The following is a 12,529-nucleotide window of genomic DNA, read 5'->3' on the forward strand; positions in this document are numbered from 1 at the left end:
AAACAGGGAGGTTACATTTATATATGGATGAGAAAAAAACGTTAAGCGACATAGAAATAGCCCAAAGTTCGAAATTGGATCCCATCCTCGAAATTGCCGAAAAAGTCAGCCTTACTGAGGACGATATTGAGTTATACGGGAAATTTAAAGCGAAAATTTCTTATGAAAAGATGAGGGAGCTGGAACAACAAAAAAACGGAAAGGTTATCTTGGTCACTTCAATCAATCCGACCCCTGCCGGTGAGGGCAAGTCTACTGTAACAGTTGGTTTGGGTGATGCTTTGTCAAGACTGGGAAAAAAAACAATGATTGCGTTAAGAGAACCTTCTCTTGGTCCTACGATGGGGATCAAAGGCGGTGCAACCGGAGGCGGGTATGCGCAGGTATTGCCGATGGAGGATATCAACCTGCATTTTACCGGTGACCTGCATGCGATCACCACTGCCAATAATGCATTGGCTGCGCTGTTAGATAACCATATGCATCAAGGGAATGAGTTGCGGATTGACCAGAGGAGAATCGTTTGGAAGAGAGCTGTCGATTTAAATGACCGGGCTTTGAGGGAAGTGGTCGTTGGATTGGGCGGTCCGGGTCAAGGAATCCCGCGTGAAGATGGTTTTGACATTACTGTCGCTTCGGAAATTATGGCGGTTTTATGCCTAGCGACGGACTTGGATGATTTGAAGCGCAGGTTGTCTAGCATGGTTATTGCATATGACTTTGACCGCAAACCCGTGACCGTAAAAGATCTTGGAGGTGAAGGGGCGCTTGCGCTTCTGCTGAAAGATGCCTTAAAACCAAATCTGGTTCAAACGATTGAACATACACCGGCGATTATTCATGGTGGTCCGTTTGCTAATATCGCACACGGGTGTAACAGCGTAATGGCGACAAAAACAGCAGCAAAACTTGCCGACTTTGTGGTAACGGAAGCAGGCTTCGGCGCTGATCTTGGGGCGGAGAAATTTCTTCACATTAAATCAAGAAGTGCGGGTGTTGAACCCGCGGCAGTGGTTATCGTTGCGACGATCCGCGCGTTAAAGATGCATGGCGGCGTACCAAAGGACGAGTTAAAGCATGAAAACATTACGGGTCTTAAAAAAGGGCTGGAGAACTTGAAAAAACATACAGAAACCATCTCCGAATTCGGCTTGCCTTTTGTTGTTGCCATCAACCGGTTTGCGGCTGACTCCGAATCCGAAATTCAAGTTTTGCAAGAATGGTGTGCAAGCAACTCCATTCCCGTTTCCTTAACAGAGGTTTGGGCAAAAGGCGGAGCTGGCGGCATCGATCTGGCGGAGAAAGTATTACATGAAATGGAAACAAATGACCGGAAGTTTCAATATTTGTATGACACGACTGCTCCGTTAGACGAAAAAATCAGAACAATTGTCCAAAAAGTTTATGGCGGAAAAGATGTGGAATTTTCCGTTAAGTCCCTTAAACAACTAGAGGAATTTGCGGAAAATGGATGGGGCGATTTGCCTGTCTGCATGGCGAAAACTCAATATTCACTATCCGATGACCCTGCCAAACTGGGCAGGCCTACTGACTTTACAATTCATGTAAGAGAACTGAAGCCGAAAATTGGTGCGGGATTTATTGTGGCTTTGACTGGGGAAATGATGACAATGCCCGGCCTTCCAAAAAAACCGGCTGCGTATCAAATGAATGTCGATGAACAAGGAAGAGCTCTCGGGTTGTTTTAAAAATATTTGGCACGTACCGCATCACTGGTCGTGCCCAATTTTATCCAACGTTAATGGCAGTAAAACCCTTGGTCTAAAAAGGATTGTCCTGGAACAATTGCCACCTACACGCCCGAACGGATCAACTAACAATCAGTGGGAAAAAAGTCCCCGTTTCTTGAAAGTTTTGTCTGATCCCGGCGTTAACTGGCAGCAAGACTCTCGCTCTGAAAAGGATTGGCTGGAGGGGAACTTCCAGTAACCGCCCGATTGTCGAGGTAACAGGGCAGAAGAAACATTCGGAAGCGCCACAGCGCGTTTTTTTATAGGTATTTATAGATTAAGCGAAACGAAAGGGAGTAGCTGCCTGAGCTTGCCAACAGGATATGCGAGCTTAGGCTTTATTTGCTTCTAATTAGCGGATACAAAAACCTCTCCTGCTTACAGTTTCGCCTTATATAGGAGAATGGACTGGTTATTTATGAAAGTTTTTTCGGCAAAAAGAATTTCTAAAACTTATGGAGAAAAAGATGTATTTGTAAACCTTGACTTTCATATTCAAGAAAAAGACAAGATCGGCATCGTAGGGGTAAATGGTACGGGAAAATCAAGCCTTCTTAGAGTAATCGCGGGGGTGGAAGAACCTGATACAGGTTCTTTCGCATCTCCGAAAGATTATACGGTCGGTTATTTGGCCCAAGTCCCGGAGCTGGATGATCATTTAACTGTCCTGGAAATTGTGTTTCAGGGGAAATCCAGCCTTATGGAGCTTGTCAAGGAATATGAAGAAGTTCTTGCCAAATTGGACAAAAACCCGAAAAACGAACTATATCAGCAACAATTATATGACATACAACGGAAAATGGATGCCGAAAACGCCTGGGATGCGGTGACGAATGCGGAAAAGATTTTATCGAAACTGGGCTTTGCCAACGTCAATGAAAAAGCAGCCTATTTATCGGGAGGTCAAAAGAAACGTGCGGCACTGGCTCAAGTTCTTGTAGACACGCCGGACTTGCTGTTGCTGGACGAACCGACAAACCATCTGGACTATGGAAGCATTCAGTGGCTGGAAGAATATTTGCGAAAATACGATAAGGCATTTGTTGTCGTGTCTCATGACCGTTATTTTTTAGATAGGGTTACAAACCGAATGGCCGAACTTCATGATGGAAACATATATTTTTATGATGGAAATTATCAATCATATATTGAGGCAAAAGCCCTCCGGGAAGAAGAAGAAATGTTGGCGGAAAAAAAGCGCCGAAATATGTATCGCAGAGAATTGGAATGGATTAAACGCGGGGCGAAAGCCAGATCAACCAAACAAAAAGCAAGAATTCAACGGTTTGAACAGTTGGAAGCAAAGTTGGGGGGATTTTCAACGGGAGAAAATCCTGATATCACGATCGGCAGTTCCCGGCTTGGAAAAAAAGTATTTGAATTCATGAATGCTTCTAAGTTTTTTGATCATAAAACAATTATGTCCGAGTTCAACTGGATCGTAAAACCAGGGGACCGCATCGGCATTGTCGGCGAGAACGGAAGCGGAAAATCAACATTTCTGAATATACTAGCCGGCGAGACAGTTCTTGACACGGGAACGCTTGATATCGGTCCAACCGTCAAAACAGCTTATTACAGGCAAACGAACGAGGACATGAACCGCGAGCAAAGAATGATTGCTTATATACAAGAGCTCGGGAATGAGATTGAAACATCTTCGGGAGATGTTCTTTCAGCGGCACAAATGCTCGAACGGTTTCTTTTTCCGAAGCACACACACGGTACACTGATCAGGAAGCTGTCCGGTGGAGAAAAGCGCCGCTTATACTTATTGAGACTGCTTATGTCTAAGCCGAACGTTTTACTGCTTGATGAACCTACAAATGATCTCGATACTGAAACATTGACCGTGTTGGAAGACTTTATAGAAGAATTTCCTGGTGTAGTGATTTCTGTTTCACACGACCGATATTTTCTGGACAAAACAGCTAAGGAACTGCTTGTTTTTCATGGGAACGGCCAGATTGACCATTACTACGGCAGTTTTACCGACTATATTGAAGAGAAAGAACAACTAGCGGAAGTTCCAGTTGACCGCAAAGTGGAAAGCAAAAAAGAAGCTACTTTACTTGCATCAAAGAAGAAAATGACTTATAAAGAGAAAAAAGAATGGGAAACCATTGAAAAAGACATTGAACAAGTAGAAGAAAAACTGGAAGTACTGCAACAGGAGCTAAACGACACTGGCAGCGATTTTGAAAGGGCACAGGAAATCATGGAAAAGATTCAGAATGAAAGTGCCAATCTGGAACATTTGATTGAAAGGTGGACATATTTGTCTGAACTGGACAATGAAAGCTTTTAATGAAATGATGAAAGGGGATTGCCGTGAGAATTAAAACGATTGAACCGACACCAAGCCCGAATACAATGAAAGTGATTTTAGATGAGGAATTGGCAGTGGGGGTAAGCAATAATTATAAGAAAGAACATGTCGGCCAAGCCCCGCCCTATATTCAATCCATTTTGCAAATAGATGGCGTAAAAGGCGTATACCATGTTGCAGATTTTTTAGCTGTTGAAAGGCATGGAAAGTATTCATGGGAAGAGATACTGCCGAAAGTCCGCGAAATTTTCGGGGAAGAAGACAATGGCATTGAAACAGAACAGGGAAAAGTGGATGAGCACTTTGGAGAAGTCGATGTACAGGTGCAGTTATTTAAAAACATTCCGATCCAGGTTAAATTGACGACTGGGACAGAGGAAAAGCGATTTGGGTTGCCTGATAGATTTATAAAGGCCATGGAGGCTGCCCAGCTTGAAGGAGAGAACTATGTTCTTTTGCGAAAATGGAAAGATATGGGCGTACGTTATGGTGAACTTGATGAAATCGGTATGCAAGTAGTGGAAGAGTTAGGTGCAGCGTATCCTGAAGATCGGCTTAAGCAACTTGTCGACAGAGCCTTGAAAAATGAAGAGGATAGTCCCTTACAGACAAAAAAATATTTGAAGTTGACAGAAGAGATGCTTGACAACCCTGATTGGCGAAAAAGGTATCAGCTGTTGGAGCAAATGGAAAACCCGACGCTTGATGATCTCCCCGTTTTGGAAAAAGCTCTTCATGATGAAAAATCATCTATCCGCAGGCTCGCGGTCGTTTATCTTGGCATGATCGAAGACCGAAAGGTATTGCCCTTGTTGTATAAGGGATTAAAAGATCAGACCGTTACCGTACGCAGGACAGCTGGGGACTGCCTGTCTGATCTTGGTTTTCCCGAAGCCATGGAAGAAATGAGCAAGGCATTGGAAGACAAAAGTAAAATTGTCCGCTGGCGCGCCGCCATGTTTTTATATGAAGTGGGAGATGAACGTGTCCTCCCGGCATTAAAAGCGGCGGAGAACGATCCGGAATTTGAAGTCAGACTGCAAATCAAAATGGCGATCGAGCGGATCGAAGGCGGAGAGGAAGCAAAAGGTTCTGTATGGAAACAAATGACTGAAGCCAGAAAGCAAAAAAATTGAATAAATAACAGGAACGGAGGTATTCCGATGTCGATGGCATATGAGGAATATATGAGGCAAGTTGTAAAACCGATGAGGGAAGAGCTTGTTCACGCTCAATTCAAAGAACTCCTTACCCCCGAGGATGTGGAAAACTTTATGAACGAGGTCACAGGCACGACATTTGTCGTTGTCAATTCCGTATGTGGATGTGCCGCGGGGCTAGCCAGGCCGGCGGCCATTCAGGCTGTTCAGGCAAGTGAAAAGAAGCCGGACAATTTGGTGACCGTTTTTGCCGGCCAGGAAAGGGAAGCGACAGCCAAAATGCGTGAATATTTTACGGGCTATGAGCCGTCATCTCCTTCAATGGCCCTTTTAAAAGGAAAGGAAATCGTCTTTTTTGTTCCACGTGAGCAAATTGAAGACAATGAGATGGAACAGATTGTACAAGAATTAACAGCCGCATTTGAAAAGTATTGTTCTTAAAAAAAACAGGGTTTTGGGCAATTTCTGCCCAAAACCCTAATCTGCAATGGCTAAATAAACGAAGTAGCCGATCATTACGAAACAGCCTATATAGATAAGTGCAGTCACTTCTACTCCTCCTTTAGTCAAAGCAATAATCATATTATACCTTATCATAAAATTTTTTCCATTTTTATTTCAATTGTTTGAGGATCCATATCCTTGTTTGAACATCGTCTTCACCCTCATCGCACAGGTTTGAAATGATCTTATTTAGCCCTATGATATGGTATAATAAGATAGGTTTTTCACTGTTTATATGGAGAAATGGAGGGGGCCGCTGCTTTCTTTCAATCTACCTCTTTATATTTCCAGGCAGAGGAGCTTTGTGGGGGGAGAGGGAGCGAAGTGTGCTAGACAACTATATAAGATTCAGCAGCACTTTCCATGAGTCCGTGGATGAAATATGGAACTTCGATTCTGGGACTTTTAGTTAAAAAAAATAGAAATGTCAATGTGCATAAAATATAGGGCTTAGACTTTGGTGCGGACCCCAAGCGAACATAAAATCTCTAGGGGACCCGCACCAAAAAAGCCAGTATAAAGCGGAAATATATGGTAAAATTGAAGAGAACGCAGGCGAACTCCCCCCACAAACAGGCTATTTTGCTAGATTTAGGGGTCGATTTTCCATTTATTAGGGAAATTTTCGCTGTCGCACTCTATATGAGTGCGTGGATTGAAATAGAAATAAAAGCCCTCAATACCCTCATTTACTCAGTCGCACTCTATATGAGTGCGTGGATTGAAATTTCCTTGTAAAGGTTCATGTTGTATGCTTGCTGGAAGTCGCACTCTATATGAGTGCGTGGATTGAAATAAGAAAACAGTACAAAAAGAATTAAACCGTTATGTCGCACTCTATATGAGTGCGAATTGAAACATTTGTGGATTCCTCCGTTTTCGTGATATAATATGTCGCACTCTGCTGGATAGAAGTCTCTATATCCGCCAGTTTACTTCGTACGAATATTACATATAAAGTAATTTTTTCTTGCCTTCGGGATAAAGGCTAAGATGGAAAGCGTCCTGCCTGTTAGTAAGCCTAGGCCAGTCAGGCACTCGAAGTTTATCTTTTTTTCGTCAGGTGCCAAGGCTGCCGAACTTTCCTTACTCAATCGCTTTGTTTGCAAAAGTATACCTTGCGGCAGCCATCTTTGTGACCGTCATCTTTGAAACAGTGCTGTTGTTTATTCCTTGCCCTATCGGCCTCAGCCAATTGGGCTTTTTACAGGTAGTTACACGCTGAGGCAAGCCTTTCTAAAGCGGTTGTCCTCCTTTTGAGTTAATGAGGAATAAAAGTAGTGTGAGTGGGGAAAAGTCCGCTCCCACCATGTATGAATCATTTTAGCGGAAGGGTGTATTTCTATGGAACAATATTTGAAGTTGTGTAAAGAGGTCCTTGAAAAAGGGGTACATAAAAATGATCGGACCGGTACAGGAACCATCAGCTTATTTGGTTATCAAATGAGGTTTGATTTGCAGAAGGGCTTTCCGTTGTTAACGACCAAAAAGCTTCATACGAAGTCCATTATTCACGAGCTGCTTTGGTTTTTGGCCGGTGATACAAACATTGCCTATTTGCAAGAGCACGGGGTCCGAATTTGGAACGAATGGGCTGACGAAGAGGGAAATTTGGGTCCTGTATACGGAAAACAGTGGCGTTCCTGGGAAACGGCAGACGGCCGAACGATTGACCAAATTAAGGATGTGCTCCACCAAATTAAAACAAATCCGGATTCCAGGCGCCTCATTGTCAACGCCTGGAATGTTGGCGATATTGATAAGATGGCGCTTCCCCCATGCCATTGCTTATTCCAGTTTAATGTAAGCAACGGAAAATTGTCCTGTCAGCTCTATCAGCGTTCGGCGGATATTTTTCTCGGTGTCCCTTTTAATATTGCTTCCTATGCATTGTTAACGATGATGATGGCTCAAGTCTGTGACCTGGAACCCGGTGAATTTGTGCATACATTTGGTGATGCCCATATTTATCAGAACCATATTGAACAAGTAAAGCTTCAGATGTCACGTGATCCGCGGCCGTTGCCTACAATGAAAATCAATCCAGATGTAAAAGATTTGTTCACTTTCACATTTGAAGATTTTCAATTGGAAGGATATGACCCGCATCCTCATATAAAAGGGGTGGTAAGTGTATGATCTCTTTTCTATGGGCGGAAGACGAAAATGGATTAATAGGAAAAAACAATGAACTGCCATGGCGTTTGCCGGCGGATTTAAAGTATTTTAAAGAAACAACGATGGGGCATCCGATCGTGATGGGGAGAAAGACGTTTGAATCGATTGGAAGGCCCCTTCCCGGAAGAAAAAACATTATTTTAACGAGGGACAAGGCATTTCAAGCGGAAGATTGTCTTGTTTTTCACTCAAAGGACGAGTTGCTTGAATGGATTGAACAATATGATTCTGAAGTCTTTATTACAGGTGGATCAGAAATATTTCGCCTTTTTTTAGATGAAGTTGACCGTTTATATGTAACAAAAATCCATTGCCATTTTAAAGGGGATACGTACTTTCCAGATGTCAACTGGGACGAATGGCGTCTCGTTTCGACAAAACCAGGGCCAAAAAACGAGAAAAACCCCTATGATTATGAATTTCGCATATATGAACGAAGCTAATATGAGGTTGGTTTAAAAAGTCCCAATTAGTAAATGCACTAAAAGTTAAAACCCAAGAATGTTGATTTTACGGCAATCTTGGGTTTTCTTTTTAATTTTAAGCTGAAATATTACTTTTCGGACAAACTCAATTTCAATTGGAAAATATTGTCAGATTAGTATGTCATAGGGGTATACCACAAATTCTCATTTTACAAATGTTTCCAATCACCAGCAGCCGTACACACGAATAGTAGAGCGGATTTTCATATTATGTCTAATAGGAGGCGATCATATAATTGATCGTCTTTTTTTCACGTTCGAAAAAACAGTGACGCATGTATGATCTTGTATAAAGCTTCAAGAAATACTTTTTATCATAAAAATAAATGTCAGAGCTTTGTTGTGGTGGTTGAAACGCTGACTCCTCACTGCTTATTAACGGTTAGCTTCATAACGGCAAGCATGTTTTTGTCAAGCTTTTCATCGCATTCAGCATATCATGTTATAATAAGAACACCAAAAAAAGAGAGTGAATCTTAAGATGAAAAAACACGTTCTTTTCATTTTGTCGCTAGTTTTGATCGTAGCTGGTTGTTCAGCCCCATATAAGGAATTAAGTGAAAAGGAAATCCGGATGAAGGAGAAGGGAGCTCCGCCTGAAGACTTTATCCCGAAAAATATAAAAGTGGTTTCCATTGGCGACTCTTTAACCCAAGGTGTGGGCTCCGGAGAGAATGTGAATGGATATATTCATTTTTTAAAGAAGGATATTGAACAATTAAAAGGAATTAAACATGCTGAATTTCAAAACTTCGGGGTAAAAGGAAACAGAACGGATCAATTGTTAAAGCGGCTGAAAAATCCAGCGATCAAATACAACATCCAAGAAGCTGAAGCGGTGATTATTACAATTGGCGGCAATGACATTATGCAAGTGATAAAAGACAATTTATTGGGCCTCAAGGTCGATACATTTTCTGTGGCAGAAACCGGATATCGCAACAGACTGCAGGAAATTTTAATGACCGTAAGGGAATATAACAGTACGGCAGCCATTATTCTTGTTGGAATCTATAACCCGTTTATAAAATGGTTTTCGGATATGAAAGAAATGGATATGGTTGTGAAAAATTGGAATGATGTAAGTGCTGAAACGGTTGCCAATTATGATAACGCCTTGTTTGTCCCAGTAGACGATATATTTAAAAACAATGAAGAAAGCCTTCTATATACAGATTATTTCCATCCCAACAGCCGCGGATATAAAAAAATAGCCAAACGGATTTTTGAATATATGGAGAGGGAAGACTATATTTATCAGTAACGGGGGGGGAGTGAAGCATGGGAAAGAAGAAAAATGTATGGAAATACGCTTTTACTGGATTAATTATATGTAATCTGCTTGTTACAGGCATTCTGTTATGGTTTCTTTTCTCAGGGTCAGACCAGCAAAAAATTCCCCGTAATACTGAGGTAAATGAAAAAACCCATTCCGAATTTATCATATCGGTCCAAAAGGAAGATTTAAACAAGCTCATCAACCACTATATTGAAAAAGAAGGCTTAAATGGTCCTATACATTACAATGTATATTTAACCGATGAGGTCGAACTGTACGGGGAGGTATCGGTCTTTTCCCAAACGCTGCAGCTACAAATGACTTTTGAACCGATAGCGCTGGAGAATGGAGATCTTATATTGAAACAGAAAAATCTATCCCTTGGCGATGTCAAGCTACCCGTTTCATACATATTAAAGTTTATCCGGGATGCTTACAAACTGCCTGAATGGGTGACCATACTTCCGAACGATAAACAAGTGTATGTGGCGTTGCACCGTATGAGGCTTAATAATGACATCCAGGTTCGTGTTCAAGAATTTAATTTGAAAGAAGACCGTATTTCATTAAGAATGCTTGTCCCTTCCGAGTAATAGCCAGTACAATATGGAAAAGGAGGAGTTGCGACATGAAAGTAACATACGAGACAGCTACATTTGCCGGTGGATGTTTCTGGTGTATGGTGAAACCATTTGATGAACTGCCTGGTATCATAAAAGTTGTTTCTGGATATACCGGAGGCACGAAGGAAAACCCGACATATGAAGAAGTATGCTATGGACAAACTGGCCATGTTGAGGCTGTACAAATCACATTTGATTCAGGGAAAATGACGTATAAACAGCTCCTTGATATTTACTGGATGCAAATTGACCCAACAGATGCCGGAGGGCAGTTTTACGATCGGGGGGAATCGTACAAACCAGTGATTTTTTACCACAATAAAGAACAGCGGGAAGTGGCGGAAGCTTCCAAACGGGAATTGAACGAAAGCGGGAAATTTTCAAAGCCCATTGCTGTTGCTATTGAACCCGCGGGTCCATTTTATTCGGCGGAAGAATATCACCAAGACTTTTATAAGAAAAATCCGGAGCGGTACAATGCCTATCAGCACGGTTCAGGTCGGGCCGATTTTATCCTAAAACATTGGGGTGAACGTATTGAAAAAAGATGATTTTCAAAAAAGATTAACGCCTTTACAATTTGAAGTAACGCAAAATAATGGAACGGAACCGCCGTTTCAAAATGAATATTGGGATCATGAAGAAGAAGGAATATATGTAGACATCATTTCGGGGAAACCTTTATTCAGTTCGCATGATAAATATGATGCGGGCTGCGGTTGGCCCAGTTTTACAAAACCGATTGAGGAAAGTGAAATCGTCGAGAAGGAAGATGTAAGCTACGGAATGGTGAGGACGGAAGTACGAAGTAAAACGGCGGACTCCCATTTGGGCCATGTATTTCCCGACGGTCCCGGGCCGGCAGGACTGCGCTATTGCATTAATTCTGCGGCCTTGCGTTTTATACCAAAAGACAAGCTGGAAGAAGAAGGATACGGCGAATATGTAAAGTTGTTTCGATAACTTGACTCATTTTTTTAAATAAATTAGGCAATTGCACATGCGGCCCATTAGACATATACATAGTATATGAACGAAACAACCAATTACTGGGGAGTGAAAATCATGTACTATGGCGGTTGTTACGATTATTGTTATCCGGCATATGGATATGGATATGGCGTTGGAGGATTTGGCGGCGGTTTTGCGCTGATTGTTGTGTTGTTTATTTTACTTGTCATTATTGGAGCATGCTGGTGCTTTTAATGAAAACGACGAGCCCCCGAATAGGGGGTTTATTTCGTGAAAGGATAAGGAAGAACACTGCCAACACATCTGCGTTGTGCCGATTTAAGAAGGTTCATTCGCCACTCGCTAGACGGCCGTTCGGTTGAGTTTTGACGGTGGCCAAGCTTCTTATTCTTTAAATCTGGCGGTCCGAAAACAAAAGTTTTTACTTGTCGCGTTCAATTCGCTATATTATCTGTATACACGACATGCTGGAGAAGGTGCAACCAATGCGGAAATCATTTTTTCACTTTTTGATGAAATATCGGGAAGATAAAACGACGGACGAAATCAGCCGTTTTGCCAATGCGGCCTATCATGATCATAGTTTTCCAAAGCATTCAGAGGATTACGATGAAATCAGCACTTATTTGGAATTAAACGGAAATTATTTGCCAACGATGGTCCTGTTTGACCAGGCTTGGGAGTTATATTTGGAATCAGAGAATCAATCTGGACATAAGCAAATATGACAAAAAGGGGCGAGTTGTATGCATGAAATGGATGTTTTTGTTGATACGGACGAAATAGCTGAATTTTTTTATCAGGAGCTGTTAAGACGGGGCTTCGTTCCCAGAGAAGAAGATATCGCTGAAATAGCAGATATCACTTTTGAATATTTGCTCGCAAAACATATGATTGATGAAGATGTGGATACATAACAGCTGATGAAAAAACGAACAATAAAGTGAAACTTCATTAAGTAGGGCTCCTACTGAATGTTAGTTGAACGAATCGGGCATTTAGGTGCCGTTTTCTCCCACTTAGACTTTTTGTATTCACTCATGATACGGCACCTTACATGCCGGATAAATTGTCCCAGTGTATAATACGCAAGCCTTAAGCGTAGTCAAAATAAGTAGACTCCTGCGGGAATAGCTCGAGCTGAAGATCCCGCAGGAAAGCGACCTTTGCTTTCCGAGGAAGCTGAAGCCGTGCCCGCGGAAAGCGAAATATGTTGACGTAGCGATGATAGGGATTTTTTTAACACAA

The 12,529-nt window shown here is 42.0% G+C and carries 13 protein-coding genes and 1 CRISPR repeat array; all 13 genes read left to right on the forward strand.

Annotated elements, in window-relative coordinates:
* Positions 1-23 precede the first annotated feature (23 nt).
* The 13 genes from NST31_RS21325 to NST31_RS21385 all read left to right on the forward strand — a co-directional run bounded on the left by NST31_RS21325 (position 24) and on the right by NST31_RS21385 (position 12,198).
* Positions 24-1,709, forward strand: coding sequence for a formate--tetrahydrofolate ligase (locus NST31_RS21325; protein ID WP_339163143.1), 1,686 nt, complete (start codon positions 24-26; stop codon positions 1,707-1,709).
* 460 nt (positions 1,710-2,169) lie between these two features.
* Positions 2,170-4,059 (forward strand): ABC-F family ATP-binding cassette domain-containing protein, encoded by a 1,890-nt coding sequence (locus tag NST31_RS21330; RefSeq protein ID WP_339165649.1) that lies wholly within the window; start codon positions 2,170-2,172, stop codon positions 4,057-4,059.
* 23 nt (positions 4,060-4,082) lie between these two features.
* Complete coding sequence (locus tag NST31_RS21335) at positions 4,083-5,216, forward strand: conserved virulence factor C family protein (protein ID WP_339163146.1); 1,134 nt, start codon at positions 4,083-4,085, stop codon at positions 5,214-5,216.
* Between the two features lie 27 nt (positions 5,217-5,243).
* Positions 5,244-5,681 carry a BrxA/BrxB family bacilliredoxin gene (locus NST31_RS21340; protein WP_339163149.1) on the forward strand — a complete coding sequence of 146 codons (438 nt, stop codon included), beginning with the start codon at positions 5,244-5,246 and terminating at the stop codon, positions 5,679-5,681.
* 693 nt (positions 5,682-6,374) lie between these two features.
* Positions 6,375-6,605: a CRISPR direct-repeat array (repeat unit 32 nt; unit sequence GTCGCACTCTATATGAGTGCGTGGATTGAAAT).
* A 483-nt stretch (positions 6,606-7,088) separates the two neighbouring features.
* Positions 7,089-7,883, forward strand: coding sequence for a thymidylate synthase (locus NST31_RS21345; RefSeq protein WP_339163151.1), 795 nt, complete (start codon positions 7,089-7,091; stop codon positions 7,881-7,883).
* On the forward strand, positions 7,880-8,365 hold the full coding sequence (locus NST31_RS21350) for a dihydrofolate reductase (RefSeq protein WP_339163154.1): 486 nt from the start codon (positions 7,880-7,882) through the stop codon (positions 8,363-8,365). The genes NST31_RS21345 and NST31_RS21350 overlap by 4 nt, the downstream gene beginning before the upstream one ends.
* Before the next feature lie 523 nt (positions 8,366-8,888).
* A complete protein-coding gene (locus NST31_RS21355) occupies positions 8,889-9,671 on the forward strand; it encodes an SGNH/GDSL hydrolase family protein (RefSeq protein WP_339163156.1) in 783 nt (260 codons plus the stop codon).
* A 17-nt stretch (positions 9,672-9,688) separates the two neighbouring features.
* A complete protein-coding gene (locus NST31_RS21360; RefSeq protein WP_339163158.1) occupies positions 9,689-10,279 on the forward strand; it encodes a YpmS family protein in 591 nt (196 codons plus the stop codon).
* A 35-nt stretch (positions 10,280-10,314) separates the two neighbouring features.
* The gene (gene msrA / locus NST31_RS21365) at positions 10,315-10,860 is read left to right on the forward strand and encodes a peptide-methionine (S)-S-oxide reductase MsrA (RefSeq protein ID WP_339163161.1); all 546 of its coding nucleotides are present in this window, start codon (positions 10,315-10,317) and stop codon (positions 10,858-10,860) included.
* Entirely contained in the window at positions 10,847-11,272 is a 426-nt protein-coding gene (gene msrB / locus NST31_RS21370; RefSeq protein WP_077113376.1) for a peptide-methionine (R)-S-oxide reductase MsrB, read from the forward strand. The genes msrA and msrB overlap by 14 nt, the downstream gene beginning before the upstream one ends.
* A gap of 102 nt (positions 11,273-11,374) precedes the next feature.
* On the forward strand, positions 11,375-11,515 hold the full coding sequence (locus tag NST31_RS21375; RefSeq protein WP_077113377.1) for a YjcZ family sporulation protein: 141 nt from the start codon (positions 11,375-11,377) through the stop codon (positions 11,513-11,515).
* A gap of 251 nt (positions 11,516-11,766) precedes the next feature.
* Complete coding sequence (locus NST31_RS21380) at positions 11,767-12,009, forward strand: YozE family protein (protein WP_077113378.1); 243 nt, start codon at positions 11,767-11,769, stop codon at positions 12,007-12,009.
* Between the two features lie 18 nt (positions 12,010-12,027).
* On the forward strand, positions 12,028-12,198 hold the full coding sequence (locus tag NST31_RS21385; protein WP_077113379.1) for a YozD family protein: 171 nt from the start codon (positions 12,028-12,030) through the stop codon (positions 12,196-12,198).
* Positions 12,199-12,529: the final 331 nt, after the last annotated feature.

This window comes from Siminovitchia sp. FSL W7-1587 (assembly GCF_037963795.1).
GTDB lineage: Bacteria > Bacillota > Bacilli > Bacillales > Bacillaceae_C > Siminovitchia > Siminovitchia thermophila.

Excerpts from the sequence above, each read along its gene's own strand:
- NST31_RS21385 (WP_077113379.1), top strand. The coding sequence starts at position 12,028 with ATGCATGAAATGGATGTTTTTGTTGATACGGACGAAATAGCTGAATTT.
- NST31_RS21325 (WP_339163143.1), top strand. The coding sequence starts at position 24 with ATGGATGAGAAAAAAACGTTAAGCGACATAGAAATAGCCCAAAGTTCG.
- NST31_RS21330 (WP_339165649.1), top strand. The coding sequence starts at position 2,170 with ATGAAAGTTTTTTCGGCAAAAAGAATTTCTAAAACTTATGGAGAAAAA.
- NST31_RS21340 (WP_339163149.1), top strand. The coding sequence starts at position 5,244 with ATGTCGATGGCATATGAGGAATATATGAGGCAAGTTGTAAAACCGATG.
- NST31_RS21375 (WP_077113377.1), top strand. The coding sequence starts at position 11,375 with ATGTACTATGGCGGTTGTTACGATTATTGTTATCCGGCATATGGATAT.
- NST31_RS21380 (WP_077113378.1), top strand. The coding sequence starts at position 11,767 with ATGCGGAAATCATTTTTTCACTTTTTGATGAAATATCGGGAAGATAAA.
- NST31_RS21355 (WP_339163156.1), top strand. The coding sequence starts at position 8,889 with ATGAAAAAACACGTTCTTTTCATTTTGTCGCTAGTTTTGATCGTAGCT.
- NST31_RS21360 (WP_339163158.1), top strand. The coding sequence starts at position 9,689 with ATGGGAAAGAAGAAAAATGTATGGAAATACGCTTTTACTGGATTAATT.
- msrA (WP_339163161.1), top strand. The coding sequence starts at position 10,315 with ATGAAAGTAACATACGAGACAGCTACATTTGCCGGTGGATGTTTCTGG.
- NST31_RS21345 (WP_339163151.1), top strand. The coding sequence starts at position 7,089 with ATGGAACAATATTTGAAGTTGTGTAAAGAGGTCCTTGAAAAAGGGGTA.
- NST31_RS21350 (WP_339163154.1), top strand. The coding sequence starts at position 7,880 with ATGATCTCTTTTCTATGGGCGGAAGACGAAAATGGATTAATAGGAAAA.